The sequence below is a fragment of the Streptomyces sp. B5E4 genome (genome assembly GCF_039871555.1).
Classification (GTDB): domain Bacteria; phylum Actinomycetota; class Actinomycetes; order Streptomycetales; family Streptomycetaceae; genus Streptomyces.
Genome location: NZ_JBDPMI010000012.1, coordinates 48,538 through 73,272 on the forward strand (window position 1 = coordinate 48,538; position 24,735 = coordinate 73,272).

Below are 24,735 nucleotides of genomic sequence, written 5' to 3' on the forward strand. Positions count from 1 at the left end.
GTCAGCAGCACCCCTCGGCGTCGGCGTCCGGGCAGGTCCGCTCGCCCGCCACGGCGATGACGGCGGCGCGCAGGTCGTCCAGCGCGTGCCCGAGGCGGGGGTCGGCGAGTGCGTAGCGCACCCGCCGCCCGTCGGGCACGGCGACGACGAGCCCGCAGTCGCGCAGGCACGCCAGGTGGTTGGAGAGCCGGGTCCGGGAGATGCCGAGCGCCTCGGCCAACTCGGCGGGATAGCCGGGGGCCTCGCGCAGGGCGAGCAGGACGCGGCAGCGGATGGGGTCGGCGAGCGCACGGCCGAAGCGGGCCAGCACGTCGATGTCCGTGGCGGTGGTCAGCACATCGGCGACGGTACAGAAGTTCCTGAATTCAGGAAAGAGTGAACCAATGCCCCGGGTCAGATCACCAGCGCTCCCGCCACGAAGGCCGCCAGGACTCCCAGGGGGTGGAACGATGCGCGGTTGAAGACCGTGAGGGCCGTGGGGCCTTCGGGGTGGCGGAGGAGGTGGGCGGCGGGGAGGACGAGGGTGGGGATCGCGGTGAGCGCCGTCACCGCCAGGCCCACCGCGCCGTAGAACGGCCACGCCGTGACCGCCAGGGCGCAGGCCGTGGCCGCCGTGAGCAGGAGCAGGGCCGCCGAGAGGCGGGCGGCGGCGCGGGGGCCGTAGACGATCGGGACCGTCTTGATGCCGAGCGGGGTGTCCTCGTCGACGTCGGCGAGGTCGTTGGGGATGTTCCGGCCGCCGATCTCCCACGCCGCCATCCACACCGCCAGCAGTCCCAGCCGCAGCGGGTCGACGGTGCCGGAGAAGGCGAACCAGCCCGCGCAGGCGCCGATCGCGACCATCGCGCCGCTGAGCAGGAACTTGTACGCCGTGACCGTGGCCAGCCTGCAGTACGCCGCCTCCAGCAGCGCCGCGCACACGAACAGCACCGCACACACCCAGCTCAGCGCCACCGCCACCGCCAGCGCGATCCCGCCCAGCAGCAGCACCCACGCCAGACCCGCCGCGAAGCGCAGCCTGCCCTGCGCCAGCGGGTGGCGGCCGCCGGCGCTGTCGATGTCCGGGGCCGCGCGGGTGTGGGCCATCGCCGCGCTGCGCCGGTCGAGCCGGGCGTCGAAGAGGTCGTTCGCCGCGAAGACCGCGAAGAACGCGGCGGCGGTGGCGAAGACGGCGGCCGTCAAGCGGCCCGGCGCGGGGTCGTCCGTGGCCAGCAGCGCGCCGACCAGGGGCTGGGCGATGCTCAGCAGCGCCTGGTTGCCGCGCGAGAAGCCGTACAACGCCCGCGCCTGGACCGCAAGACTCATGGAGTGGACTCCCTGGGTTCCCTCGACTCCGATGGGTGCGGGGCGGGCAGGTCCGGCCCCGCGCCGACGTACCAGTGCGCGAAGGCCGCGCCCGCGGCACCCGGTTCCGCCAGATTCCGCAGCCGTTCCAGCCGCCGCGCCAGCTCCCGCCCGCGGTCCGCGGGGTGGTCGCCCTGCGGGTGCAGCAGGTCCAGGAACTCGGCCGCGAGGTCCCGGGTCCGCAGCACCTCGGGGAGCCGGCGGGCCGTATAGCCGGACAGGTACGTCCCGTCGCCGTCCCGGTAGCGGCGGATCAGCGCGTCGGCCAGGTCGGCGGCGTCCGCGACGGCGAGGTTCATGCCCTTCGCCCCCGAGGGCGTCAGCACGTGCGCCGCGTCCCCCGCGAGGAACAGCCGCCCGTGCTGGAACCGCTGCCGCACGCTGCTGCGCATCCGCAGCACGCCCGTCTCGATGATGCGCCCCAGGCCCGGCACCGCCTCGCCCGCGCCCACCAGCCGGGTGCGCAGCCGCTCGTGTACGCGCGCGGCGGTCCAGCGCGCGGTGGCGTCCCCGGCGGGAATCTCCAGGTAGAGCCGGGCGATACGGGACGTACGCGGCATGACGCCCGCGAAGCCGTCCTCGTGCACGGCGTACACCACGCCCGGCACCCCGCGGTCCACCTCCGCGAGGAGCGTGAGCCAGTCGTACGGGTAGCGCTCGTCCAGCTCGCCCTGCGGCGCGGTGTCCGGGGGCATCGCCTGCGGGGTGATGCCGTGCGGCCCGTCGCAGCCGACGACGTAGTCGCACTCGATGTCGAGACCGGCGCACTCCACCCGCGCGGGCCCGGCGCCGTCGACGTGCACGCGGGCCGCCGGGAGGGAGAACTCCGGGGTGTGGCCCGCCGCGTCGAGGTCGGCGATGAGGTCGCGGACCAGGAGCTGCTGCGGGTACACCCAGTGGCGTACGCCCCCGGACTGCGCGCCGTAGTCGAAGCGCAGCAGCCGGCCCGTGCACAGGAAGTCGCACCAGCCGTGCCGGGTGCCCTCGGCGAGCAGCCGGTCGGCGAGGCCGTGCGCGCGCAGGTACTCGACGACCCGGTGCTCCACCAGGCCCGCCCGCGCGCGGCGTTCGACCTCGGCGCGGGAGCGGCGCTCCACGACGGCGACGTCGACACCGGCGCGTAACAGGACGTTCGCCAGGACCAGGCCGGCCGGTCCCGCGCCCACGACGGCGACCTGCGTACGCACCCGCCGGCGCGCCGCCCGTGCCCTGCCGCTCACGCCGTCTCCCGCAGATCCGCCGGTACGTGCGCGGGGTTGAACACCTCGTGCACCGCGGCCAGCACGTCGTCCCCGCACCACAGCCGGTACGTCCGGAACGCCGCCGCCGCCCCCGGCTCCGGCGGCCACGGCGTGACCCCGGCGCGTACGACGGTGCGCCCCAGCCGCGCGCCCGCCGCCCGCAGCGCGGGGCCCAGCGGCGCCGCGGCGTCCGTCAGGCAGCGCCGCAGCGCCGGGTCGCCGCCCGGACCCGCGACCACCTGGTTCCACGACCACAGCCGCCCCCGGGTGTCGGTGAGCGTCGAGTGCCGTACGAGTACGTCGCCTTCGGCACCGAGCAGCGCGACGACGCCGCGCGGGGCCAGCCCGGGGCGGACCAGCCCGAGCGTCACGTCGCCGACCCGCATCGGCGCGCCCGCCCACGACTCCAGGAGCGTCGTCGTCAGGCCGTCGCTGCCGAGCAGCATCCGCGTCAGCGGGCTGCGGAACCGGCCGATGGCCGACCGGGCGGTGTCGGTGCCGAAGGTGTCGAAGTTGTCGTCGTCGTGGGCTGCGGGCACGAACTCGGTCCTCGTGGGCATACCGTTGCGGCTCACTTTCGGGTGCGGAGACGGGACGGGACGGCAGGTGCCGGGGCGTACGACGACCGCGTGGCGGTGGCGACGAGATACCCCGGCAGTGCGAACCGAGTGTGCACCCGCAGTGGCACTCCGCACATCCCCGCCAGCGTCCGGACGGCCGCGGCGCCGTAGACCTTGCGCAGGCTGATCAGCCCGTCGTGCGCCTGCGCCGGGCCGCCGGTCAGGAACATCAGCGGCACCGCGCCCAGGCACAGCGGGTGCCGCCACCCGTCCACGAGCAGCAGCGTCCGCGCCACCCGCGTGCCCTCCCGCAGCAGTGCCGCCACCCCGGCGGGCGGCAGATGGTGCAGCGACATCGCCATCACCGCCACGTCGTACGCGCCCGCCGGGGCGTCGATCGCCGTCGCGTCGACCACCGCGCAGCGGGCCCGCGGATGCCGGCCCAGCGGCCCGGCGCGCAGCTCCTCGACGATGCGCGGGTCGACGTCGCTGGCGGTGACCCGGGCGGTGGGGTGGGCGCGGAGGAGGTCGTGCGCGAGCCGCCCGCGGCCGGCGCCGAGTTCGAGGACGCGGGGGTACGGGGCAGGGCCGAACGCGGCGGCGGTGAGGCGGGCGCAGGTGCGGTAGCCGAGGGTGAGGCGCTGGAACCGGTCGAGCCCGCGGAGGACGCGGCGGGTGGTGGCGGGATTGCCGGGGCGGTCGATGTACTCGGCCCTGTCGGTCTCGTAGAGCCGGTCCCAGCGGGACGCGGCGGGGCCGCCGCGGGGCATGGCGAGGAGGGAAGGGGGGCCGGGGGGCGGGGCGTTCACGGCCGGTCGCCGCCGGGGTCGTGGCCGTAGGCGGTGCCCGCCACCTCGTCGGCCAGCCACGCCAGCCGGTCGCGGTCCGCGCCCGCCGGCACCGGCGCGAGCGCCTGACGGCAGCGGTCGACGTACGCGCGCGCCATGCTCCGCGCCGCGTGCACCGCGCCGGTGTCGTGGGCGAGCCGCGCGAGGTGCCGCTGGCGGGCGTGTGCGTCCGTCGTGCCGTCGACCAGTTCGACGAGCGCGGCCCGTTCGGCGCTGCCGCCGAGGCGGTGGGCGAGGAGTACGGGCAGGGCGGGGCGGCGGTTGCGGAGGTCGCTGCAGGCGGGCTTCCCGGCGCGCAGCTCGCCGTCGTCGTCCCCGACCCCGTCCCCGTCCCCGTCGTTCCCGGCATCGCCGTCGGACACGTACGGCAGCAGGTCGTCCCGGATCTGGAACGCGATCCCCACGGCCTCCCCGTACGTCGCGAGCACCCGTGCCTGCTCCGGGCTGCCGCCGCCGAGCAGCGCGCCCACGTGGCACGCGGCGCGGAACAGCGACGCGCTCTTCAGCCGCACCATCTCCACGTACGCGGCGATGCCCCCGTCCGCCCCCGCGGTCACGTCGCGCAGACTCCCGCTGAGCGCGACCTCCAGCGCGACGCCCCGCGCGGTCTGCTGCCCGGCGGCCCCGAGGGCTTCGACGGCGTCGAGCACGCTGCCCGCGGGCACGCCGGCGTGCCGGCAGGCGCCGAGCTGCTGGAAGAGGGCGAAGAACAACGAGTCGGCCGCCAGCACCCCGTGCGCGAGCCCGAACTCGCGGTGCGCCGCGGCCTTGCCGCGGCGCAGCTCGTCGCCGTCGATGATGTCGTCGTGAATGAGGGTCGCGACATGGGCGAGTTCGATGCCCACGGCCGCGGGCAGCACCGCGTCGTACGAGCCGCCGACGGCACCGGCGGCGGCGAGGAGGGTGAGGGGCCGCAGCAGCTTCCCGGGCGGGCTGAGGGCCCATCGCTGCGCGGTGGCCAGGTGATCGGAGTCGTCGTCGCCGGAGCCGCTGCGGTCCAGCCAGGCGGCGATGCCGGCATCGACTGCGTGACGCAACTCGGCGAGCGGAAAGCACGCCGGGCCGGCGTCGGTGCGCTGCATGAGGACAAGCCGCCTTCCCGGGGGCAGGGTGCGTAGGCGCCCGTTTGGCTGGTAACGACGGCGTGAAAGCCCAGGGCACTGTGGATCACCCCACTGGGGGGCTCGCTCCCCGGTACGGGGCGCGCGAACGAGGGACATGCGCGCGGCGACAGGGCCGGGGCGGTGCGGCGTACGGGCCCTGGTGGACCGGGTGCCGGGTCCGTACTGACGCGTCGGTAACAAACATGGCGCAATAGCGATGCCCATGACAAAAATATCGGGTCGCCGGTCTTGTCCTCGCCGGGAGGAACTGCCTCAATGCCTAGGTATCCGGGGTGATCCACCTGCCCCGACCCCCCACCAGGAAGAGGCACTCCATGAAGAACGCACGCACCGCCCTGGGCGTCGGTGCCGCGGTCGCCGGCGCGCTGTTACTCGCGGCGCCGAGCGCGCTGGCGGTGGAGCCGCAGACCGCCACCATCGGGTTCGACTGCGGGAGCTGGGGCGCCGGCGAGGCGACGCTCGAAGCCACGCAGGACGGCACCGCCGCGACCGTCACCCTCACCACAGACGCCATCACCGCCCCGATCCCGATCGGGGCGAACTCCGCGTCCTCGACGCTCACGCTCACCAGGAACGGCACCGACACGGTCGAGTTCTCGGGCAGCTCCAACCCGGCCATCCCGGCCGGCGCCCCGGCCGACACGGGCCCGCTGGACGGCACGGTCGCCTCCGGCGACTCCTTGGAGGCCGCGTCCCTGACGGTCTCGGTCCTCGGCATCACGGCCACCTGCGACGCCACGACCCCGCAGAACCCGGGCCCGTTCGTCTTCGAGTGACGAACCCGCGGTACGCACGACCGGTGGCCGGGCGCCCCGCCCGGCCACCGGCTCGAACCGCCGGGCCGCCGCGGGCGCGCTACGCCCGGTACTGGCGGCACTCCCCGGTGAAGACGCCGCCCAGGCACTCCCGCAGCAACTCCTCGCCGGCCGCGGCCGCCGGGCGCCCGCCGACGGTCCCCTCCGGCTCCTGGTAGAGCTGGTCGGCCAGCCCGGTGACCAGCGCCGCGATGCGCGTGGCGGCCACCTCGCCGTCGACGTCCGCCGCCACCTCGCCGCACTCCTTGCCGTTGTGCACCGCGGTCGCCAGCTGTGCCCGGTAGTCAGCGGCCGTGGCCCGCGCGACCTCGGCGAGCGCGGCGTTGTCGAGGGAGCGGCCCAGGAAGGCGCGCGTGACGCGGTACTCGGCGCGCCTTTCCTCGTCGAGCGGCAACTGTTCCCACAGGCTGTGGAAAACCACCTCGGAGATCCGCTGCCGCTCCTCCGTGCCCTTGGTGATCCACCCCGCCACGCGCTCGCGGAACGCCGCGGTCACCTGCTCGTACGCGAAGAGGAGCAGGTCGTCCTTGCTGGCGAAGTAGTGCTGTACGAGCCCGACCGAGATGCCGGCCTTCCGCGCCACCGCCGCGACGGTCACCGCGTCGAGGCCGGCGGTGGCCACCAGGTGCCGGACGGCCGCGGCGATCTCGCGGCGGCGGGCGGCGTGGTCTGCGGTGCGGGGCACGCGGATAACCGTATCAGGGTATGGTTACGCCAATAACCGTACGGCCGTATGGTTACGCCTTGTCCCGCCCTGCCCGGAGACGGAATCATGCGAACTCGCGCAGCAGCCCTGGTACTTCTCCTCCTCGCCGCCCTCGCGCCCGGCCCGGCCCACGCCCGGACCGCCACCCCCCAAGTCGATGCCTACCTGCGGGAACGCGCCCAGGCCACCGGGACCCCCGGCCTCGCCTACGCGATCGTCGGCCCCGGCGGCATCGAGTCCACCGGCGCCTTCGGCCACGACGGCGACGGCAGACCCGTAACCGCGCGCACGCCGTTCCTGTGGGGCTCGATCGCCAAGCCCGTGACCGCGACCGCCGTCATGACGCTCGTCGAGTCCGGCGCGGTCGACCTCGACGAGCCGGTACGCACCTACCTGCCGCGCTTCACCCTCGCCGACCGCCGCGCCGCCGCCCGCATCACCGTGCGGCACCTGCTCCAGCAGACCAGCGGCCTACCCGAACACACCGGCGTCACCGACCGCTTCGGGGACCGCGACGACCCGTACGGCCGGGGTGTGGCGGACCTCGCGGACACCGCGCCGCGGTCCGCCCCCGGCGAGCGCCACGGCTACTCCAGCGCCAACTACCTCCTCCTCGGCGCACTCGTCGAAGCCGTCACCGGCCGTTCCTACGAGGCGTACCTCCGCGATCACGTCCTCGGCCCGCTGGACATGCGCGGCGCGGTCACCACACCGCGGCAGGCCGGGGCCGTACCCCGCGGCCACGGCTACGTCTACGGCAAGGCGGTGGCCTCCGACACGCACTACGACCCGGCGGGCACCGCCTACGGCTACCTCGGCGGCACCGTCCGGGACCTCGCCCGCTTCGCCGCCGCCCACCTCGACGGCGGCACGTACGACGGGACGCGGGTGCTGACCCCCGCCTCCGTCGCGCAGATGCACCGCGGCACGGCCGACTCCGGCGACACCCAGCGCTACGGCCTCGGCTGGCGCGACGACACCCGCAACGACGATCTCGATACCCGCACGGTCTGGCACACCGGCGGCGCCCCCGGCTACCACGCGATGCTGGTCCTGCTCCCCGACGCCGACCGCGCCCTCGTCGTCCTGCAGAACGCCTACGGCTACTTCCAGGCCGCCGACCTCAACGCCGCGGGCTTCGGCGCCGCTCGCATCCTCGCCGGCGGCGACCCCGGACCGGCCCCCGGCGACGCCCCGTACACCGCGTTCCTGGCCCTCCTCACCGCCGTACTCACCCTCACCACCGCCGCCACCGCCTGGTCCGCCTACCGCATCCTCCGCCCGGCGCGCACCTCCCGCACCCGCCGCCGCATCCTGACCACCGCGGGCTGCTGGACCCTGGCCGCCCTCACCACCGCCGCCCTGGCCGGTATCGCCGCCCCCCGCGCCTTCGGCGTCGACCTCCGCCTGATCCGCCTCTACGCCCCCGACCTCGGCTGGCTCCTCACCCTCACCGCCCTCACCGCCTGCACCCTGGCCGCGGTCCGGCTCACCGCCGGCTGTCTCTCCCTGCGACGGGCCAGGCGCGGCAGACGGTGAGGAAACCGGCAACCCGTTTCTGTCGACTTCCTGTACGGGTGGGTATCGATAGGCGTTGTTCGGCACCGATCTGGCTGTTCGGCAGGCGACTTCGGGGGCGGGAGGTCGAAGCCCTTGAAGCCCTCTACGACGAGGGGGAGGCGCTGGACGATCATCCGGAGCCTTCCAGGGCAGACCCGACGGGCGGGCTCGACTCCATCCACCACCAGGTCAGGCGGCTCAAGGACCGCACCCTCCTCGTGGGGCGTCATCCAGCACGACACCGACCTCCCGTGTGCGTCACGGCGGTCATCAGCTGAACGGCGCCCCGCGGCGGGGACGCAGCCCGCGGCGCGGGCCGGGAACGCTCCGGACCCCGGGGAGCCGCCCCGTGCCGGGATGGAAGAATCGGCCGCATGGCTGACGTGATCATCGCCGCGTGCGACGGCGCCGCGAGTCCGAACCCGGGGCCGGCCGCGTGGGCGTGGGTGGTGGCGGGTCCGGACGGCGCGGTCGCGCGCTGGGAGGCGGGCCCGCTGGGCAAGGCGACCAACAACATCGCCGAACTGACCGCCCTGCTGCGGCTGCTGGAATCCACGGACCCGGCCGTCCCGCTGGAAGTGCGGATGGACTCCACGTACGCGATGCAGGCCGTCACCGACTGGCTGCCTGGCTGGCGGCGGCGGGGCTGGAAGACCTCCGCGGGCAAGCCGGTCGCCAATCAGGAACTGGTACGCAGCATCGACGACCGCCTCACGGGCCGTGACGTCCGCCTCGTCCACGTCCGCGCGCACCAGGTCGACGGCGACCCCTACAACGCCGCCGCGGACGCGGCCGCCGCCGAGTCCGCCCGTACCCAGAACCCCGCCGGCACCGTCCACGGCTCCCCGCTCCCGACGGCGGAGGACGCCCCGGCGCGGGTCTCGTCCGCCGCCCCGAAGCGGCGTTCCGCCAAGGCGGGCGGCGGAACGCTGAAGGCCAGGTACCCGGGCCGCTGCCACTGCGGCCGGTCCTACGCGGCGGGCACGACGATCGCCAAGAACGGCACCGGCTGGGGCCACGTGGAGTGCGCCAAGGCATAACGCGCCTCGGCGCGGGCTCAGCCCTTCGCGACGAGTTCGAGGACCCGCCGGGCATGGTCCGTCGAGCCCTCGACGGTCTCCACGTCGTACATCGAGTCGATCATGAAGTGGTCGATCCCGGTCCGCTCGTGGACCTCCCTGACGGTGTCGGCGACCTTCTCCGTACTCGTGCCCGCCTCGATGTTCACCCGCAGGACCGTGTCGATGACACCGGGATCGCGACCCGCCTCCCGGGCCAGCTCGTCCAGCAGCGCGCGCTGGGCGAGGAGGCTCTCCACGTCGACGAAGCTCGGGGTGATGACCACCGGCAGCCAGCCGTCACCACGGCGGGCGACCCGGCGCATGGCGCGCTCGGACAGCGCGCCCAGGTAGAACGGCGGCCGCGGCCCCCGCGCGGGCTTCAGCGGCGAGTGGTGCTCGGGCACGTAGAGCTGGTCGCCCTCGTACTGTGCCGGGTCGGTGGTCCAGATGGCGTCGAGCGCGTCCAGCAACTCGTCCATCCGCGCACCGCGGCGGGTGAAGTTCAGCCCGGCCGCCTGGTACTCCTCCGGCGACCAGCCGACCCCGAACCCGGGAAGCAGCCGGCCACCGCTGATCAGGTCGATCGTCGTCAACGACCGGGCGAGCTGGACGGGCGGGTACAGCGGGGCGATCAGTACGTGCGAGCCCAGCAGCACCCGGCTCGTCGCGGACGCCGCGACCCCCAGCAGCACGAACGGATCGGCGGCGGGATTCAACTCCTCCGGAATCGTCTTCCCCCGCCCGCCGTACCCCACAAGGGGGTTCACCGCGGCCAGATTGCGATCCCCCACCCAGAGGCTGGCACCGCCGGCCTCCTCGATCGCCGAGGCGAACGCGGAGGTCTGGGCGATACCGAAAGCCTGCCGGTGGAACTGGGGGAGTGCGAAACCTATCTTCATGGCGCCCTTCACCTGAGGTTGCCGCCAGGGCGGCACGGTGCGGCGGCGCCCCGGCGTGGTCGTGTTCGAGCGACAGTCAGCCTAGGGGGGCGGTGATCGCACCCGACTCAGCCGTGCCGCTTGGCGAACTCCACGAGCGCGGCGAACCCGTCACGGGTGAGGGTGAGGTGGGGACCGTGGGGGTCCTTGCTGTCACGAACGAGGACCTCCCCGGTGACACGGGCGTGTTCCGGCGCCCACTCGATGCACTCGCCGCCTTCGCCGCCGCTGTACGTGCTTTTGACCCACCGCGTGCTGCTCATGTGGCGTACTCCTCCGCGATCTCTCGAATCAGAGCCAGTGACTCGTCAGGGTCGCGTGCCGAAGCCCGCAGACGGTCGTACGTCGTGCGCGCGCTGTCCACCGCCGCAGCGGAGTCCGTCACGTGTCCCTGTCCCCTGCTCTCCGAGTACACGACTGTTGCCCCGTCGTCTGGTGTTAGCAGGATAAACGGCAGGGACGCCGCGGGGGCGCCCGCGTTGAAGCGCAGAACTTGAAGGGTGATGTGGGGGTTTCCTGCGTCGGAGGCGAGGTGCCGGAGCTGGTCGGCCATGACGGCCCGGCCGCCGACCTCTGTGCGCAGCGTGGATTCCTGCAAGATCGCCCACAGCAGCGGCGGCGCGTCACGCTCCATGATCTCGCGGCGGGCCATCCTCGCGTCGACCCTGGCCCTGATCTGGTCGTCGGCCTCGCGCGGGTGCGTGGCCCGGAACGTGGCCTCCGCGTAGCCAGCTGTCTGCAACATGCCCATGATCAGGGCGTTGGAGTAGTTCTCAATCCGACTGGCCTGCTTCTCAAGGTTGATGTACGGCACGAACCAGCCGGGATGCCCGCGCTCGCTCACCCGGACCAGCAGGCGGGCGAAGTAGCCGGACGTTTCGAAGAACCGGTCACACCCCTTGGCGAAGTGCATCGACGCCCGTGCCTTGCCGCTCTTCACCTTGGACACGTAGGGCTCCTTGTAGCCCGTCGCGTCGGCCAGTTGGCGCTGGTTGGCGCCCTTGTGGGCGAGCGCCGCCGCCAACTCGCGCCCGAACCACTCCAGACCGTTCCCGGGCTCACCGCCGAGTTCGGGTAATGCCTCGGTCATGCGTTCAATTCACCCTCTTTCCAGGCTCCTTGGAAAGCAGTTTGGCCTGTTGAGAGTACGTCCGGACGGTGATGCTGGGAGCACAGAACGTGAGGACCCGCCCCGGAAGAGGGACGGGCCGGAAGCAAGGCGAGGAGCGACGGACATGGCGACGACGCATCGGGACCAGGCGCCCGACAGGGTGCGGGAGGCCGGGCAGGCGTGTGACGAACTGCGGGACGCGCTCAAGGCGGTGGGGGTGGTGCTGCCGTCGCTGGGGCTCGACCCCGTTTCGTGTACCGGGTCCGCGCCGCTGGGGCTGATCGACCTCGGGCGGTGCAACATCGCCACCGCCCGCGCCCTCGCCGCCGTCCTCCGTCCGCGGGAGACCGCGCGGTGACCCCGTTCGTGCCCGCCGTGGAGCGTCCGTGGCGGGGCGGGTGGCCCGCGGTGGCGCGGGGTGGAGACGGTAACGCGTGGGTGCCGGGGGTGTGCTGGCTCTTCTGCCGGCGCGAGGGCGTGGCCGTACTGTGGGTCGGGTCGGTGGTCACGCCCGGGGCGGGGGGTGAGATGTACGCCTGCGGGGCGTGTATCGCGGAGCTGGACCACATGGTGCGGATGCAGGCCCACGGCCGCGACCGCCGCGGCCACCGCGCCGCCCGCTACGCGACGCTCACCCTTCCCGCCCACCAGCCCGCGGAACCCCGGCAGCTCACGGCCGTACCCCAGCGCCGCCAGGAGGGCTGCGCGCACCTGCGCACAGGGAAGCGCGGCGGTAAGACGTACTGCCGGGACTGCGATGCGCAGCTCTATCTGTGAACGGGGCGGGTGCCCGCCCGGGCCTACTCGCCCGGCCCGGCCGCGGTGGACGGCGTCACTGCAGGGCGGCCATGAACTGTTCGGGGAGTTCGTCCTCGTGGATCGCGTTCGCGGGCGCGCTCGTCCGGTACGGGGTGTCGAAGTCGCTGAACGTCCAGGCCACGCCGCCGTGTTCGATGATCTTCAGCAGGTACGGCGGGCCCTCGGCGGCGACGTGGACGTCCACCCGCTTCTCTCCCCCCGTGAAGGTGATCTTGGTGGTGGGGCGGCCGTTCAGGGTCGCGGGCCGTTCCTTCCCGTCGCCGCGGTTCTCCGGGGCGAGGAACGTCTCTTCAAGGCCCGTCCGCTGCTCCGTCCGATCACACATGGCCCTGCGCGCCAGGCGGGCCCTGGCCTGGTCGAATTCCACCCAGCGGTCGTCCATCATCTCGACCAGCTTCGGCGGGAAGTAGTCCGCTCTGGCTGCTTCCCGCCAGAGCACCACTTCGTTTCTGCGCGCATAGACCCCGGAGTCGGTCACCATCATTTCCACGCGGGCATCGCCCATTTTGATCCGCATGTCGCACACGGTGGTGCCGTCGACAACGCCTGTGCGCAACATCGCCGTCTCGTCCGCCAGCATCCGCTTCGTCGTCGTGAGCGTGTCCGACTCGAAGGTCGCGTCCAGTGCCTCGTCGATGAGCATTTCCTCGGCGCTGCTTCGGGTGCCACAGCCGGCCAGGGCGACCGCTAAGACGGCGGCGACGACGCAACCGGCGGTTCTGTGGCGGGATCTGCGGATTTCATGGGCGAAGGCCCTCATGACCACTCCTGGGATGCGAAGTTGGGGGGCGCCCCATCTTCCACCATGAAGTCGCACTAATTGCCTGGGGTACCTGCCAAGCAGAAGACTCGGGCGCTCAGTCGGCCTGCAACGCGCGCATGTGGGCTCTGAACACGGCGGCCGCGGCGAGCAGCGCCTCCCGCGGGCTGTCCCCGTCAGAAGTGTCGCCGACAGCGGCAGCGTCTCGTCCAGTACGGCGAGGGCCTGGCGGCGGTCGGCGAGCCGGAGTTCGTGGTGGGCCGCGTACGGCTCCATGGCCTGCCGCGACTCCTCGTCCTCCAGGTCGCGTAACCGGAGCAGTGCTCCGCGACGAGATCACGGCCCCCGGCCGGAAACGGCCGACGGCGGTGGTACGAGCCCCCCGACCCGTACCGCCGCCGTCTCCCCCCTCGGGCGACGAGAAGCCGCCGGCTACATCGTCTCGAACCGGATGTCCGAGACCTGATCCTCCGTCAGTACCGAGTCCGCGGCCGGGGCCTTCGGCTTGACCGGCTCGCCGAACGCCGAGAACGCCAGGTCGACCTCCGCCCCCTCCGGGTCGGTGAGGGTCACCGGGTACGGCTTGCCCTCGGCGGCGATCTTCATGCTGGCGCCGTCGCTGGTCGAGGGGTCCTCGTTCACGTAGGGCACGACCGCCACGCCCTTGTGCTTCGTCTTCTCCTTCTGCGTCATGCCGGGGCTGAAGGAGACGACGCTGTCCGTCTGTTCGGCGTACGTGTCCATCCTGCACAGGTCCGTGAGGGCCGACTGGACGTCGGACCTGGTCTCTTCCAGATACGAGCCCTCGACCTCTTCGATGACCGCGGCGTCGTACATGTACTCGGACTCCAGGTAGGCGGCGTCCGGCTTCATCCACGCCTTGTCGCCCTGCATGACGAACTCGACGGCACCGTCGTCGGTGGTGGCGCTGCCGACGCAGTTGCCCTTGTCGTCCAACCGCACGTCGATCTGGGCGGGGTCGGCGACGACGACCATCTCGCCGACCGCGTGCACGGACGTGGCGGCGCGCATCGCCTCGACGGCGTCCGTCTGCGCCGGACCGCCGCTCGCTCCGCCGCCACCCTCGTCGTCGCTGCCGCAGGCGGTCAGCGCGAGCAGCGCCGCCGCCCCGGCCGCCGCGACGGCGACCCGGTGCCCACGTATGACGTACTTCATCTCGACCTTCGCTCACTCTCGACTGCTGTGCGCCTCCCGCGAGTTGACCGGAGGCCGGGCCGGAGGAGGCGCACACGTTACATGCGGAGGAACGGACAGCCAAAACGTTCCAGCGCACGCGGAGCGCGGGTGCGCCCCTGCCCGTGCAGCTCGCGCACAACTCACTTGCGTCCAAGGTAATCGTGCGCTAGTTTTATGGATGTCGCCGGGGCATCCCGGCGGCATACGAAACCAGCCACGGAGGCTCCCGATGCCGAACCGCAAGCAGCCGACCGTCGTCCTCGTCCACGGCGCCTTCGCCGACGGGTCGAGCTGGCACGGGGTGGTGGACAAGCTGAAGCGCGCGGGGTACCCGGTCCTCGCCACCGCCAACCCGCTGCGCGGCCTGCGCAGCGACGCCGCCTACCTCCGGGACGTACTCGACGGCATCGAGGGCCCCGTCGTCCTCGCCGGCCACTCCTACGGCGGCTCCGTGATCACCGAGGCGGCCGCCGGAATCGAGAACGTGAAGGCGCTCGTGTACGTCGCCGCCTTCCTGCCCGACGAGGGTGAGAGCGCGGCGGAGCTGGCCGGAAAGTTCCCCGGCAGCACGCTCGGCGAGACGCTGAAGGCAGTGCCCACCGCGCTGCCCGACGGCAGCGCCGTCACGGACCTCTCCATCGACCAGGACAAGTTCCACGGCCAGTTCGCCGCCGATGTGCCGTCCGCCACGGCGCAGCAGATGGCCGCCTCCCAGCGCCCCATCACCAGCGCGGCCCTCGAAGAGGCCGCGGGCGCGGTGGCCTGGCGGACCGTACCGTCCTGGGCCCTGCTCACCACGGAGGACAAGAACATCCCCGTCGCCGCCCAGCGCTCCATGGCGGACCGCGCGAAGGCGCGGACGGTGACGCTCGACGCGAGCCACGCGGTGACGGTGTCGCAGCCGGACGCGGTGGCGGACCTCATCGAGGAGGCGGCCCGGTCGATCCGCTGACGCCCCGGACACCCGCCCCGCGGCCGACCACGGGGCCCCGATCGCCGCCGCCGCGCGCCACCTCGCGCGGCGGCGGCAGCTTTTCGGCCATCCCCGCAGGGGGCCCGGCGGCGGGAACGGTGCACCAGGCCCTGCCCGGCCTCTTCGCACAGTGGGCGGTACTACGGCCCTCGTGGTTCATGCAGAACTTCACCGGTACGCACACACACGCCCGCAGCATCCGTGGCGACGGCGCCATCTGGACCGCCACCGAAACGGCCGGGTCGGCTTCGTCGACTCCGTGGTCCACCGCCGGCTGTCCTACGAGCGGATGCGCGATCGCCTCACGGGGGAACTCCCGTCGGAGTTCGCCACCATGCCGGCCGACATGGACCGTGCCATCGCCCAAGGGCAGAGGACCGCGTCACCGACACCGTCCAACGGGTCACCGGCAGACCCCCGGCCGGCTTCCGGGGCCTTCTGAAGAAGGGGTGTTCCGTAACCGCTCAGGCGGGCACCTCGGCTGAGACGAACAGGAAGTTCGGCAGGCGGACGTAGCCGTCGATCTCCGGCAGAGCGGACCGGACCTCTGCCGCTACGGCGGAGTCGAGCCCCGGCTCCGCGACCTCACGCAGGCGGCAGCCGAGAGAGGCGAGTTCGTTGAGGTATGCCGAGAGGGGGCGGTGGAAATCGGACGCGACGGCCCCGACGATCTCGTACTCCTCCAGATACCGCTGCAGGCGGTATTCGCCGTGCTTCTGCCAGGTGCTCAGCAACTGCTCGAAGGCAGGGTGAACCAGGGCGAAGACGAACAGGCCGCCCGGGCGCACCGCTTCCACACAGGCGCGCATCGCGGGCTTCCAGTCGGGGATCGCCATCAGGACCATGCTGCACACCACGGCATCGAAGGGGGCGCCCAGGTCGGGCAGCCGGGTCAGGTCTGCCTGGACGTAGGTGATTCCCTGCCGCAGTTCGACTTCTCTCTCGCGGGCGAAGGCGCACATCACGTCCGTCGGTTCGACCCCCACCACCTGCGCCCCGTGCCCGGCGAGGATGCGGCTGACGTACCCGTTCCCGCAACCGGCGTCCAGCAGCCGCCGGCCACGCACATCGCCCAGCATCCGCAGCAGGGTGGGATTGACCAGGTGCCGTTTGGCGAAGTCCCCCTCTTGCGCCGTCGTTTCCATCGCTTCGCGTGTGGTGGAGGTGTTCCACTGGTCGATGGCGGTCTCGTTCGCCCCGGACGTCATTCGCGCGAGCTTACAACGGCTCGGACAACGGGCTGAGTTGGCGGTGAGTGATCAGGCAGCAGGCGAGTTTGGGGAACCTTTCCTGAATATCGGCTCGGCCCCACCCGAGCTTCTTTCGTTCACCCACCCGTAGGTGCCCAGTCCGGTGCCGTGGCGTGTCCCGCGCCGGCGAGGGCCGGCACGATCCCGCGATCTCGGACCCGGTCGCGGTCGACGGCGTGGTCGCGGAAGACCGCCCGGGCTCGAACTTTTTTGACGGAACCGCCATAGCGGAGCGGGCCTGCTCACGTCCAAGGAGGTGACAGACGACCAGGAGCCGAGGACAACCGAACACGGGGAACCATGACTGAGGAGGAAGAGCGCCGCTTCCGCGCATTCGTCGCGGCGCGCTCGCCCGCGCTGATGCGCACGGCGACCCTCTTGACCGGCGGCGACGTCCACGCCGCCGAGGACCTGCTGCAGACCGCGCTGGCGAAGGCGGCGGCGCGCTGGGGCAGGCTGGAGAGTCCCGAGGCGTATCTGCGGCAGGTGCTCTACCGGCAGCAGGTGAGCCTGTGGCGGCTGCTGCGCACGCGCCGCGAGACCACGGTGGCCGAACTCCCCGATGTCGGGCGCGAGGACCCCGCCGACGCCGCCGAGGTGAGGATCCAGATTCGCCGGGCGCTGGCCAGGCTGACGGCTCACCAGCGCGCCGTGCTGGTGCTGCGCTACTTCGAGGACTCCCCCGAAAGGGAGGTGGCCGAACTGCTCGGCTGCTCGGTGGGCACAGTCCGCAGCACGACGCACCGGGCACTGGCCAAACTGCGCAAGCTCGTGCCGGAGCTGGACCCCGGTGCGGCGCCCCGCGGCCCCGAATTCGGCAACTCACCCTCGGAGGTGTGGGAATGAACGCTGACCGGCTGTTGCAGGACACCCTGCGCGAGTGGGCCGACGAGACACCGCCACCACCCACCCCCGATCTGGCGGGCCGGGCTTTGCTGCGGCGCCGCCGGCGCCGGGCGACCGCGGTGACGGTGGCGGCAGCCGCCTTCGCGCTGCTGGTGGGCGGAGTGGCGGTGCCGGTGCTGGCGGAGATCGACCGGGCGGGCCGCCTGGAGCCGGGGCGGGCGATCGACGTGTCCGCATACCCGCGTGAGTCCCCGCCGCGCCATCTGGTCGCGGCCGGGGACGTCGCGGTGTCCGCGTACCAGGCGGACCGGCGCACCACGGAGCAGGACGGGGTCGACCGGACGACGTACACCTGGTACCTGTACGACCCGGGGACGCAGCAGTACGAGAGGACGCGTTGGGGCTGGCTGGACGTCGCCCCCGGGATGCGGCGGGCGGCCGTGCTGGAGCAGACACTGCCTGCGTCCCGGGTCGGGATCCTCGATCTGGACACCGGGAAGGTGACGAAGTGGATTCCGCTGCAGCAGGAGGCGGGCGGGGTGCAGTGGTCGCCGGACGGGAAGCGGCTGGTGGTGACCGTGTACCGCGGATACCCGGATGTCGAGACCGGTGACGCCGATAGGTATACGTCCCATGCGAGGACCGGATACTACGTGGTCGACGTCGACTCGGGTCAGAAGGAATACCGTCCGATGGGCGCCTCCATGGACGGCAGGTCCGTCGGGGTCGGCCGTATGGACGTGCGGTGGAGCCGGGACGGCACGTTGCTGAGGGTGCTGGGAGCGCCGGGCGGCGACGCCGTCGTGACCTGGTACGACCTGGAAGGCCGGGCGCAGGAGAAGGCGCCTCCGTACGAGGGCCTGGACCAGGCGCGCGCCGGCCTGTCCCCGGACGGCCGTTACTACACGGTGGGCGACGGCTGGACGGCGACCGTGAAGGAGACACGGACCCACCGCACGGTCCGTGGATCGAGCGGGAGCATGACACTCGCGTGGGCCGACAGCGGGCGCCTGGTGCGCTGGGACTGCGCGCCGGATCGGACGTGCACGCAGGGCATGGGTGAGCGGCTGGTCCTGACCGACCCTGCGGGGCGTAACAGGGTCCCCCTCACGGGCCCCCGGTACGAGGACAGCCCCCAGGACTGGGAACCGCTGATCACCCGCCGCTGAACCCGGGCACGGCGCCGGCCGCTGTTCTTCACACCCGGAGCAACGCCCGCCCGGATGGTGAGTCACCAGGGGGGCGGCGTGCCACCCGGCCCGGGGGAGGACGACAGCCCGGGACCGGTCCCCGGCAGTCTCACCCACGATGGGCAGTCCGTCCCCCGGTGGCACAAGGAGACCTCCCGTGACCCCCGTTCAAGTCGACTGGCTGTCCCTGGTGTTCGGCCCCGTCGCGGTCGTCCTGCTCCTGACGGCCCTCACCGCGAACCGTTCGGCGACCCGCCGGGGCGACCGGGTACCCGGCTGGGCCAAGGCCGCCCAGGGCGTGGGGGCCGTCCTCGTCCTGTGCGTGGCCGTGGCCAACATGGCGTGGGGCAGCTAGCCGGCCGGAACGACGTGCCCGCGCGCGCCGTCCGCGGTCAGTCGTCGTCCGGGCGGTGCCAGTTGTGCGGGGGGAGCAGGGGGTCGTAGGCGCCGGCGGGGAGGTCGTCGGTGAGGCGGAGGGACCAGCGGTGCAGGCGCTGGGTCAGGTCGGCCCGGACGTGGTGCAGCCGCGGGTCGTTCCAGCGGTCGTGCAGCTCCATCGGGTCGGCGGCGACGTCGTACAGCTCCGCCTCCCCGTCCACGTGCTGGTAGATCTTGTAGCGGTCGTGCCGCAGCATCCGCGAAGACCCGCTCTGTGTCACGCTGTTCAGCTCGTCGTACCTCGTCCCCTCGTACGGGAAGTGCAGCTCCGGCCGCGCGTCGTCCGGATACGGCAGCCCGCCGTAGCCCCGCTCGGTGACGATGTCGGCGAACTCCGCGGCCGGGTAGTCGGCCCCCGTGAGCATCGGCCACAGGCTGCGGCCCTGGACCCCGCGGGGGAGCGGCCGGCCCACCGCCTCGCAGACGGTCGGCAGCAGGTCGGCGAGGGAGACGAAGTCGCGCCGGTTGTCACGCGCCCCGACGCCGCAGCCGTGGACGACCATCGGGATCCGCGCCAGCACCTCCGGCATCCCGGCGCCCTTGCGCTGGAGGCCGTAGTCGCCGACGTAGTCGCCGTGGTCGGCGAAGAAGACCAGCAGCGTGTCGCGCCAGACGTCCTGTGCCTTCAGATGGTCGACGAGGCGGCGCAGTTGGTCGTCGATGAGCCGCAGCATCCCGCAGTACGTGGCGCGATACCGCCGCCAGAGCGTGTCGTACCCGGGCCGCTTCTCCTCCACCAGCTCCCGCAGCCACCTGTACGCCCCGCCCTTGCGCTCGGCGGCCTCGGGCCCGCACGTCCGCGCCGGCACCTCGTCCTCGCCGAACAGCGAGAAGTACGGCTCCGGCGCCTGGTACGGGTTGTGCGGTTCGGGCATGGAGACCCAGGAGAAGAACGGCTTGCCGGGATCGCGGGCGGAGATCTGCCCGATGGCGTCGGAGACGATCCGGTGCGCGAACTGCAACTCCACCGGAAACGGCGTCGCCTCCGTCGTCGGTCCGTGGTCGATGGACCGCATCCAGCGCGCGAAGTCCTGCTGCTCGGCGGTCTCGTCGGGCCCGCTCTCGTGCCCGTAGGGACCGGAGAACGCGTCGAAGAACTCCTTCCGCCCCCGGTACATGTGCGTCTTTCCGGCGTAGAAGAGCTGGTACCCGGCGCCGCCGAGCACGTCGAGCAGATCGTCCCCCCGCACCACCCCCTGCGGCGTGGAGTTCTGCCGCACCCGGTGCGCGCTGGGCCATCGCCCCGTCAGCACGCTGGTACGCGCGGGGACACACGCGGGCGCGGTCGTATACGCCCGCCGGAAGCGCATGCCGCCGGCGGCGAGGGAGTCGAGGAAGGGCATGGTGTCCAGCGCGAACCCCTCGCCCGCGGTGAAGTCGGCGCGGAACTGATCGGCCGTCACGAACACGATGTTGGGCGCGGTGGGGCAGGTCACGGTGTCCGTTCCTTTCCGGTGCGCGGTACGGAGAAGGAGAAGGAGGAGTGCTACCGGCACCATGCGAACGCCCGCCGGACCCCGTCAATGACCGGACGATTTAATCCGGTCCTTCGAGCCAGTCGAGGATGGTGTGCATGCCGTCGTGCCAGTGGCGTTCCAACCGGTGCGCCGCGCGGGCGAAATCGCCGTCGGCGAGGGCCGCCAGGACCGTGCGGTGTTCGTGGTCGACCTCCGCGCGGTGCGTCACCTCGCGCATGTAGGTGAGTTCGTAGCGGGACAGGTTCGTGCGCAGTTGGGTGAGCATCCCCAGCAGGTGGCGGTTGCCCGCCGCGGCGGCGATCGTCGTGTGCCATTCGGTGTCGAGCTGCCAGCGGCGTACCGGGTCGGTGCACTCTTCGAGTGCGTCGAGCGTGGTGCGCAGCCGCTCGGTCGTGGCGGGGTCGAGCGACGTGATCGTGCGGGTGGCGAGGGCTTCGAGGGAGGCCAGCACGGGGTACAGCTCGGCGGCGTCGCGGCGGACGAGGGGGCGGACGGTGAAGCCGCGGGCCAGGGCGGACTGGAGGACGCCCTCGGCCTGGAGGCGGAGGAGGGCTTCGCGCACCGGGGTGCGGGAGACCTGGAGGGTGCGGCTGAGGCCGGCCTCGGTGAGGGGGGCGCCGGGGGCGTACGCGCCCGAGGAGACGAGGGCGACGATGCGGAGGTAGACGGCTTCGCGGAGCGGCTCTGCCCGGGCGATGGGCTCGTCGGTGCCGGCGGGGTACGTGGTCATTGCTGGTACGGGCTTTCGTCGCGGTGGCGGTGCTCGAACTCCGAGCGCATGCACAGGGTGCTGGGCGAGGTCATCCGGTCGACGGCCATGATGCCGTCCAGGTGGTCGATTTCGTGCTGGAGCAGTTCGCCGAGGTCGCCGTCCGCGCGCAGGCTGTGCCGCCCGCCGTCCGGGGACCGGTAGACCACGTCCACCCACCTCGCCCTGCCGACCTTGCAGAAGAACTGCAGGGAGAAGCTCAGACAGGCGTCCCACGGCTCCCATGTCTCCTCGGATCGTCCCACGATCCGGGGATTGACCAGCGTCCAGGGTCGGTCCAGGTGCAGGTGGATGACGCGGCTGGGTACGCCGATCTGCGGCGCGGCGATGCCGCGGCCGTAGCCGGTGCGCGCCACCCAGTCGGCCAGCGTGTCCGCGAGGTCGGCGGCGGTCTCTGCGGTCTGGGGCGAGCCCGGCTCCGCGACGTCGGCGGCGGGCACGCGCAGTGCGGGGTCGCCGAGTTGGAGCGTCGATCGTACGGCCATCTGCGTATCGTATACGATACGCAGATGGTGAAGCCCTTGAAGGTGGAGAACATCGAGGAAGCGGCCGGCCTCATCGATCCCGTCTTCCGCGACAGCCCGTACGTCGAGGACGCCGCCCTGGCCCGCCGGGTGGGCCGGGACCTGGCGCTCAAGCTGGAGACGTTCAACCCGATCCGGTCCTTCAAGGGCCGCGGCGCGGACTACTTCATGCACGGGATGACCGAAGGACAGCAGGTGGTCTGCGCGTCGGCGGGCAACTTCGGCCAGGCCGTCGCCTACGCGGGCCGGGCGCGCGGCATCGCGGTCACGGTGTACTGCGCCCGGAGCGCGAACCCCGTCAAGGTCGCCCGGATGCGCGAGCTCGGCGCCGAAGTGGTCCCGGCCGGCGACGACTTCGACGCCGCGAAGGACGCGGCGCGGGCCTGCGCGGAGGGTGCCCGGGACCGACTCTTCGTCGAGGACGGCGAGGAGCCGCGCATCTCCGAGGGCGCCGGCACCATCGCCGTGGAACTCGCACCGCTGTCCGGCACCCTGCTCGTACCCGTCGGCAACGGGGCCCTGATCGGCGGGGTGGCCTGCTGGGCCAAGGCCCGCGCGCCCCATACCAGCATCGTGGGGGTCTGCGCGGCGGGTGCGCCCGCGATGGCCGAAAGCTGGCGCCGGAACGCGCCGGTCCCCACCCCCGAGGCCCGGACGATCGCCGACGGGGTCGCCGTCCGGGTGCCCGTGCCCGCGGCCGTCGAGAGGATGCGCGGCCTCGTGGACGACGTCGTGCTCGTCGACGACGACCAGATCCGCGAGGCACTGCGCGCGGTGCGGGACACCATGGGCCTGATCCTGGAACCCGCCGCCGCCCTCGGCGTGGCCGCGGCGCTCCACCACCGCTTCGCGACCGGCCCCCTGGCGACCATCGTGACCGGCAGCAACTTCTCCCCCGAACTCCTCGCCGAACTCGCGGAGTCGGGCACCCCGGCCGACTGATCCGGGCGGCCTCCGCCGCGCCCCGCCCGCCGCCCCCGCGCCTCCGCGACCCGAGGCCGGGGGCGTCGCCTTGCCGCCCTGCCCTCGCGAAGTAGTCGCGTCCGGACCGTTTACTTCCGGCCATGTCATGCGTAGTGTCCGTGTCGCAACGATCACGTTAACGTTCATGTCGAGGCTGGAGCCGAGATGCGTCCAAGATTGCGTGCAATATCCCCCGTGGTGGTCCCCGGCGTCGCGATAGCCCTCGCGCTGCTCGGCGGGCCGGTCGCCGCGGCCTCAGATCAGGACGGCCAGGGGCAGGACGGCCGGCCCGGCGCGTCCGCCCGGACCGTGGAGGTCCGGGTCGGCACGTACAACGTCTGCGGACACGGATGTCTGCCGACCAAGGCCGAGTGCGAGCGCGTCATCGGACGCGACTGCGCCACCAAGCTGCGGCCCTGGGCCGAGGGCCGGGCCGCGGACGTCGCCGCGGACATCGACGCCGCCGGGCTCGGCGTCGTCGCCACGCAGGAGATCGGCAACAACGCGACACCCACCCAGCCCGCCGTCGACGTCGAGTCCTTCCGGGCGCCGCTGACCGCCGCCCTCAAGGAGCACGGCTACGCCGAGGCGCCCGCCGACTACGCCGGCGCCCGGCACCCGGAGAAGGGCTACCCGCTCAAGTCCGGCGCGGGCCGCTACACGTACTACGACGCCTCGCGCTACTCCCACCTCGACAAGCGCGGCCGGGAACTGCCCCACGACCTGCTCTGGCTGCCGGACTCCACCGAGATCTACGGCAAGACCATGACCTGGAACGTGCTGCGCGAGAAGAAGTCCGGCGCCCGCTTCGTCGTCGTCGACATGCACCTGGAGTACCGCAAGAACGGCGCCACCGACCCCAACGGCTGGACCAAGAACTGGGACGAGGTCCGCTACGCCGACGCCAGGCGCACCGCCGAGGAGCTGACCCTCCGCAACAAGCACACGCGCAACCTGCCCATCGTCTTCGCCGGCGACATGAACTCCGGCTCCACCGCCGAGGGCGCCAGCGCCATCGACGCCTTCTCCGACGTCGGCTTCACCGACACGCTCGCGGTCGCCGAACGCGTCACGGGCGACGAGTACGCCTCGTACAACGGCGGCAAGATCCCGCTGCCCCTCGGCGAGAAGATCGACCACCTCTTCGTCCCGAAGGGGACCGAGGTCAGCGAGTGGGTGCAGATCCCGCAGACGACCGAGACCGAAGGACCGCAGGCCGAGCTCCTGCGCTCCGACCACAACCTCTCCTACGCCACCGTCCGCCTCATGAAAGGAAACCGGTGACGACCGCACCACACCCCGATCCGCGCCTGCTCGACCCGAAGCTGGCGAAGTTCAACCCACTGCGCCGCATCCTCGTCCACGACGACTTCAACACCGGGACGCACGGGTGGATCGAGCTGATCGGCAACCACGACCAGCACGGTGATCTCGACACCGTCGACGCGCACATGTCGGACTTCCGGCCGCCGCAGCTCAGCTCCTGCAACTTCTTCGACGTCGGCACGCACGGGGCCATGTCCGGCACGTACGCCCTGAAGGTCGCCACCCGGCCGCTCACCGGACACACCGGCGTGGCGATCCGGCGGCTGACGATGTCCGGCCGCGGCCGGGTGCAGTTCGAGACGTACTTCGCGTACAAGGCGGAGGCCGCCTCGGCGGAGAACGGCGCCGCGACCGCCGCCGGCGGCGGCAAGTGGGACGCCAACAACCACCCGTCGGAGCAGCAGTTCGGCGCGCTCACCGTCGCGACCGACATCTGCGACGGCGTGCGCTACCACAACGTCGTGCGGTACCAGAACACCGCTCTGGACCACGAGGTGACGCACCGCTGGATGTACCCCACGGTTCCCGAGCCGACCCCCCGCGAGCACTTCGAGGGCAAGGTCAAGCTCCCCAGGACCGCGGACTTCACCGCCCCCGACCCCGCCGACTGGCAGCAGTTCGGCGAGCGGCAGGACCTCTGCTTCAACGAGGTCCCCACCAAGGTCAACTGGCACTACCTGCGCTGGGTCATCGACACCAGCACCCGCAGCAACGTCGAGCTCCAGGTCAACGACGTCGTCCACGACATGTCCGACGTGCCCGTCCCGCCGTACGACGAGGAGTACGGGTCGCTGCAGAACCTGCTCAACTTCTACGTCTCCGTCCGCACCCACACCGACGTGCGGAACTTCCTGTACCTCGACTCCGTGCTGATCTCGGTGGACTGGTGAGTGC

The 24,735-nt window shown here is 72.4% G+C and carries 28 protein-coding genes and 1 pseudogene; 13 read left to right on the forward strand and 16 right to left on the reverse strand.

Annotation, left to right across the window (positions count from 1 at the left end):
• Position 1: 1 nt before the first annotated feature.
• From ABGA99_RS17670 to ABGA99_RS17695, 6 genes are read right to left on the reverse strand one after another with little or no spacing between them, the layout of a single operon-like run.
• Positions 2-337: a metalloregulator ArsR/SmtB family transcription factor gene (locus ABGA99_RS17670; protein ID WP_347578123.1), complete on the reverse strand. Its 336-nt coding sequence runs from the start codon at positions 335-337 to the stop codon at positions 2-4.
• A gap of 56 nt (positions 338-393) precedes the next feature.
• A complete protein-coding gene (locus ABGA99_RS17675) occupies positions 394-1,305 on the reverse strand; it encodes a UbiA family prenyltransferase (protein ID WP_347582962.1) in 912 nt (303 codons plus the stop codon).
• Positions 1,302-2,564 (reverse strand): FAD-dependent monooxygenase, encoded by a 1,263-nt coding sequence (locus tag ABGA99_RS17680; RefSeq protein ID WP_347582963.1) that lies wholly within the window; start codon positions 2,562-2,564, stop codon positions 1,302-1,304. The genes ABGA99_RS17675 and ABGA99_RS17680 overlap by 4 nt, the downstream gene beginning before the upstream one ends.
• Positions 2,561-3,145 (reverse strand): hypothetical protein, encoded by a 585-nt coding sequence (locus ABGA99_RS17685; RefSeq protein ID WP_347578126.1) that lies wholly within the window; start codon positions 3,143-3,145, stop codon positions 2,561-2,563. The genes ABGA99_RS17680 and ABGA99_RS17685 overlap by 4 nt, the downstream gene beginning before the upstream one ends.
• 11 nt (positions 3,146-3,156) lie before the next feature.
• Positions 3,157-3,915 (reverse strand): class I SAM-dependent methyltransferase, encoded by a 759-nt coding sequence (locus ABGA99_RS17690; protein WP_347578127.1) that lies wholly within the window; start codon positions 3,913-3,915, stop codon positions 3,157-3,159.
• A gap of 35 nt (positions 3,916-3,950) precedes the next feature.
• The gene (locus ABGA99_RS17695) at positions 3,951-5,075 is read right to left on the reverse strand and encodes a polyprenyl synthetase family protein (protein WP_347578128.1); all 1,125 of its coding nucleotides are present in this window, start codon (positions 5,073-5,075) and stop codon (positions 3,951-3,953) included.
• 356 nt (positions 5,076-5,431) lie between these two features.
• Here ABGA99_RS17695 and ABGA99_RS17700 point away from each other — a divergent pair, with 356 nt between their 5' ends.
• On the forward strand, positions 5,432-5,893 hold the full coding sequence (locus ABGA99_RS17700) for a hypothetical protein (protein ID WP_347582964.1): 462 nt from the start codon (positions 5,432-5,434) through the stop codon (positions 5,891-5,893).
• 79 nt (positions 5,894-5,972) lie between these two features.
• Here ABGA99_RS17700 and ABGA99_RS17705 read toward each other — a convergent pair whose 3' ends face one another.
• On the reverse strand, positions 5,973-6,617 hold the full coding sequence (locus ABGA99_RS17705) for a TetR/AcrR family transcriptional regulator (RefSeq protein WP_347578130.1): 645 nt from the start codon (positions 6,615-6,617) through the stop codon (positions 5,973-5,975).
• A gap of 87 nt (positions 6,618-6,704) precedes the next feature.
• On the opposite strand from ABGA99_RS17705, the gene ABGA99_RS17710 reads away from it, so the two are divergent.
• Together ABGA99_RS17710 and ABGA99_RS17715 are read left to right on the forward strand one after the other, a co-directional pair.
• A complete protein-coding gene (locus tag ABGA99_RS17710) occupies positions 6,705-8,177 on the forward strand; it encodes a serine hydrolase domain-containing protein (RefSeq protein WP_347582965.1) in 1,473 nt (490 codons plus the stop codon).
• 395 nt (positions 8,178-8,572) lie between these two features.
• Positions 8,573-9,238 (forward strand): ribonuclease H, encoded by a 666-nt coding sequence (locus tag ABGA99_RS17715; protein ID WP_347578132.1) that lies wholly within the window; start codon positions 8,573-8,575, stop codon positions 9,236-9,238.
• Positions 9,239-9,255: 17 nt separating this feature from the next.
• On the opposite strand, the gene ABGA99_RS17720 is transcribed toward ABGA99_RS17715, so the two are convergent.
• The 3 genes from ABGA99_RS17720 to ABGA99_RS17730 all read right to left on the reverse strand — a co-directional run bounded on the left by ABGA99_RS17720 (position 9,256) and on the right by ABGA99_RS17730 (position 11,287).
• Positions 9,256-10,158 carry a TIGR03619 family F420-dependent LLM class oxidoreductase gene (locus ABGA99_RS17720; RefSeq protein ID WP_347582966.1) on the reverse strand — a complete coding sequence of 301 codons (903 nt, stop codon included), beginning with the start codon at positions 10,156-10,158 and terminating at the stop codon, positions 9,256-9,258.
• A 107-nt stretch (positions 10,159-10,265) separates the two neighbouring features.
• Positions 10,266-10,460 carry a DUF397 domain-containing protein gene (locus ABGA99_RS17725; RefSeq protein WP_347578134.1) on the reverse strand — a complete coding sequence of 65 codons (195 nt, stop codon included), beginning with the start codon at positions 10,458-10,460 and terminating at the stop codon, positions 10,266-10,268.
• A complete protein-coding gene (locus ABGA99_RS17730) occupies positions 10,457-11,287 on the reverse strand; it encodes a helix-turn-helix transcriptional regulator (protein ID WP_347582967.1) in 831 nt (276 codons plus the stop codon). Before ABGA99_RS17730 ends, ABGA99_RS17725 begins: the two co-directional genes overlap by 4 nt.
• Before the next feature lie 145 nt (positions 11,288-11,432).
• Between ABGA99_RS17730 and ABGA99_RS17735 the strand changes: the two genes are divergently transcribed.
• Positions 11,433-11,666 carry a hypothetical protein gene (locus tag ABGA99_RS17735; RefSeq protein ID WP_347582968.1) on the forward strand — a complete coding sequence of 78 codons (234 nt, stop codon included), beginning with the start codon at positions 11,433-11,435 and terminating at the stop codon, positions 11,664-11,666.
• The gene (locus ABGA99_RS17740; protein WP_347582969.1) at positions 11,663-12,085 is read left to right on the forward strand and encodes a hypothetical protein; all 423 of its coding nucleotides are present in this window, start codon (positions 11,663-11,665) and stop codon (positions 12,083-12,085) included. Before ABGA99_RS17735 ends, ABGA99_RS17740 begins: the two co-directional genes overlap by 4 nt.
• 55 nt (positions 12,086-12,140) lie before the next feature.
• Here ABGA99_RS17740 and ABGA99_RS17745 read toward each other — a convergent pair whose 3' ends face one another.
• The gene (locus tag ABGA99_RS17745) at positions 12,141-12,887 is read right to left on the reverse strand and encodes a hypothetical protein (protein ID WP_347582970.1); all 747 of its coding nucleotides are present in this window, start codon (positions 12,885-12,887) and stop codon (positions 12,141-12,143) included.
• 432 nt (positions 12,888-13,319) lie between these two features.
• On the reverse strand, positions 13,320-14,063 hold the full coding sequence (locus ABGA99_RS17750; RefSeq protein ID WP_347578141.1) for a hypothetical protein: 744 nt from the start codon (positions 14,061-14,063) through the stop codon (positions 13,320-13,322).
• 250 nt (positions 14,064-14,313) lie between these two features.
• On the opposite strand from ABGA99_RS17750, the gene ABGA99_RS17755 reads away from it, so the two are divergent.
• Positions 14,314-15,036: an alpha/beta hydrolase gene (locus ABGA99_RS17755; protein ID WP_347578142.1), complete on the forward strand. Its 723-nt coding sequence runs from the start codon at positions 14,314-14,316 to the stop codon at positions 15,034-15,036.
• A 77-nt stretch (positions 15,037-15,113) separates the two neighbouring features.
• A pseudogene (locus ABGA99_RS17760) lies at positions 15,114-15,573 on the forward strand (hypothetical protein); the annotation flags it as partial.
• Here ABGA99_RS17760 and ABGA99_RS17765 read toward each other — a convergent pair.
• On the reverse strand, positions 15,522-16,265 hold the full coding sequence (locus ABGA99_RS17765; protein ID WP_347582971.1) for a class I SAM-dependent methyltransferase: 744 nt from the start codon (positions 16,263-16,265) through the stop codon (positions 15,522-15,524). The pseudogene ABGA99_RS17760 and the gene ABGA99_RS17765 sit on opposite strands and share 52 nt — an antisense overlap.
• A gap of 342 nt (positions 16,266-16,607) precedes the next feature.
• On the opposite strand from ABGA99_RS17765, the gene ABGA99_RS17770 reads away from it, so the two are divergent.
• The 3 genes from ABGA99_RS17770 (at position 16,608) to ABGA99_RS17780 (ending at position 18,698) form a co-directional block, all read left to right on the forward strand.
• Positions 16,608-17,153, forward strand: coding sequence for a SigE family RNA polymerase sigma factor (locus ABGA99_RS17770; RefSeq protein ID WP_347582972.1), 546 nt, complete (start codon positions 16,608-16,610; stop codon positions 17,151-17,153).
• Positions 17,150-18,322 (forward strand): hypothetical protein, encoded by a 1,173-nt coding sequence (locus ABGA99_RS17775; protein WP_347582973.1) that lies wholly within the window; start codon positions 17,150-17,152, stop codon positions 18,320-18,322. The genes ABGA99_RS17770 and ABGA99_RS17775 overlap by 4 nt, the downstream gene beginning before the upstream one ends.
• A gap of 178 nt (positions 18,323-18,500) precedes the next feature.
• Complete coding sequence (locus ABGA99_RS17780; RefSeq protein ID WP_347582974.1) at positions 18,501-18,698, forward strand: hypothetical protein; 198 nt, start codon at positions 18,501-18,503, stop codon at positions 18,696-18,698.
• A gap of 37 nt (positions 18,699-18,735) precedes the next feature.
• On the opposite strand, the gene ABGA99_RS17785 is transcribed toward ABGA99_RS17780, so the two are convergent.
• The 3 genes from ABGA99_RS17785 to ABGA99_RS17795 form a co-directional block, all read right to left on the reverse strand.
• Positions 18,736-20,217, reverse strand: coding sequence for a sulfatase-like hydrolase/transferase (locus tag ABGA99_RS17785; RefSeq protein WP_347582975.1), 1,482 nt, complete (start codon positions 20,215-20,217; stop codon positions 18,736-18,738).
• Between the two features lie 100 nt (positions 20,218-20,317).
• On the reverse strand, positions 20,318-20,989 hold the full coding sequence (locus ABGA99_RS17790; protein WP_347582976.1) for a GntR family transcriptional regulator: 672 nt from the start codon (positions 20,987-20,989) through the stop codon (positions 20,318-20,320).
• Positions 20,986-21,513 carry a peptide deformylase gene (locus ABGA99_RS17795; RefSeq protein ID WP_347578149.1) on the reverse strand — a complete coding sequence of 176 codons (528 nt, stop codon included), beginning with the start codon at positions 21,511-21,513 and terminating at the stop codon, positions 20,986-20,988. Before ABGA99_RS17795 ends, ABGA99_RS17790 begins: the two co-directional genes overlap by 4 nt.
• 24 nt (positions 21,514-21,537) lie before the next feature.
• Here ABGA99_RS17795 and ABGA99_RS17800 point away from each other — a divergent pair, with 24 nt between their 5' ends.
• The 3 genes from ABGA99_RS17800 to ABGA99_RS17810 all read left to right on the forward strand — a co-directional run bounded on the left by ABGA99_RS17800 (position 21,538) and on the right by ABGA99_RS17810 (position 24,731).
• Positions 21,538-22,494: a pyridoxal-phosphate dependent enzyme gene (locus ABGA99_RS17800; protein WP_347582977.1), complete on the forward strand. Its 957-nt coding sequence runs from the start codon at positions 21,538-21,540 to the stop codon at positions 22,492-22,494.
• A gap of 216 nt (positions 22,495-22,710) precedes the next feature.
• Positions 22,711-23,799 carry a hypothetical protein gene (locus tag ABGA99_RS17805; protein ID WP_347582978.1) on the forward strand — a complete coding sequence of 363 codons (1,089 nt, stop codon included), beginning with the start codon at positions 22,711-22,713 and terminating at the stop codon, positions 23,797-23,799.
• Positions 23,796-24,731: a DUF6772 family protein gene (locus ABGA99_RS17810; protein ID WP_347578152.1), complete on the forward strand. Its 936-nt coding sequence runs from the start codon at positions 23,796-23,798 to the stop codon at positions 24,729-24,731. The genes ABGA99_RS17805 and ABGA99_RS17810 overlap by 4 nt, the downstream gene beginning before the upstream one ends.
• Positions 24,732-24,735 lie beyond the last annotated feature (4 nt).

Coding starts and splice junctions, on each gene's coding strand:
- ABGA99_RS17770 (WP_347582972.1), top strand. CDS start 16,608: ATGACTGAGGAGGAAGAGCGCCGCTTCCGCGCATTCGTCGCGGCGCGC.
- ABGA99_RS17755 (WP_347578142.1), top strand. CDS start 14,314: ATGCCGAACCGCAAGCAGCCGACCGTCGTCCTCGTCCACGGCGCCTTC.
- ABGA99_RS17710 (WP_347582965.1), top strand. CDS start 6,705: ATGCGAACTCGCGCAGCAGCCCTGGTACTTCTCCTCCTCGCCGCCCTC.
- ABGA99_RS17715 (WP_347578132.1), top strand. CDS start 8,573: ATGGCTGACGTGATCATCGCCGCGTGCGACGGCGCCGCGAGTCCGAAC.
- ABGA99_RS17735 (WP_347582968.1), top strand. CDS start 11,433: ATGGCGACGACGCATCGGGACCAGGCGCCCGACAGGGTGCGGGAGGCC.
- ABGA99_RS17745 (WP_347582970.1), bottom strand. CDS start 12,887: ATGAGGGCCTTCGCCCATGAAATCCGCAGATCCCGCCACAGAACCGCC.
- ABGA99_RS17675 (WP_347582962.1), bottom strand. CDS start 1,305: ATGAGTCTTGCGGTCCAGGCGCGGGCGTTGTACGGCTTCTCGCGCGGC.
- ABGA99_RS17790 (WP_347582976.1), bottom strand. CDS start 20,989: ATGACCACGTACCCCGCCGGCACCGACGAGCCCATCGCCCGGGCAGAG.
- ABGA99_RS17695 (WP_347578128.1), bottom strand. CDS start 5,075: ATGCAGCGCACCGACGCCGGCCCGGCGTGCTTTCCGCTCGCCGAGTTG.
- ABGA99_RS17730 (WP_347582967.1), bottom strand. CDS start 11,287: ATGACCGAGGCATTACCCGAACTCGGCGGTGAGCCCGGGAACGGTCTG.
- ABGA99_RS17690 (WP_347578127.1), bottom strand. CDS start 3,915: ATGCCCCGCGGCGGCCCCGCCGCGTCCCGCTGGGACCGGCTCTACGAG.
- ABGA99_RS17700 (WP_347582964.1), top strand. CDS start 5,432: ATGAAGAACGCACGCACCGCCCTGGGCGTCGGTGCCGCGGTCGCCGGC.
- ABGA99_RS17725 (WP_347578134.1), bottom strand. CDS start 10,460: ATGAGCAGCACGCGGTGGGTCAAAAGCACGTACAGCGGCGGCGAAGGC.
- ABGA99_RS17685 (WP_347578126.1), bottom strand. CDS start 3,145: ATGCCCACGAGGACCGAGTTCGTGCCCGCAGCCCACGACGACGACAAC.
- ABGA99_RS17800 (WP_347582977.1), top strand. CDS start 21,538: ATGGTGAAGCCCTTGAAGGTGGAGAACATCGAGGAAGCGGCCGGCCTC.
- ABGA99_RS17775 (WP_347582973.1), top strand. CDS start 17,150: ATGAACGCTGACCGGCTGTTGCAGGACACCCTGCGCGAGTGGGCCGAC.
- ABGA99_RS17795 (WP_347578149.1), bottom strand. CDS start 21,513: ATGGCCGTACGATCGACGCTCCAACTCGGCGACCCCGCACTGCGCGTG.
- ABGA99_RS17750 (WP_347578141.1), bottom strand. CDS start 14,063: ATGAAGTACGTCATACGTGGGCACCGGGTCGCCGTCGCGGCGGCCGGG.
- ABGA99_RS17720 (WP_347582966.1), bottom strand. CDS start 10,158: ATGAAGATAGGTTTCGCACTCCCCCAGTTCCACCGGCAGGCTTTCGGT.
- ABGA99_RS17765 (WP_347582971.1), bottom strand. CDS start 16,265: ATGACGTCCGGGGCGAACGAGACCGCCATCGACCAGTGGAACACCTCC.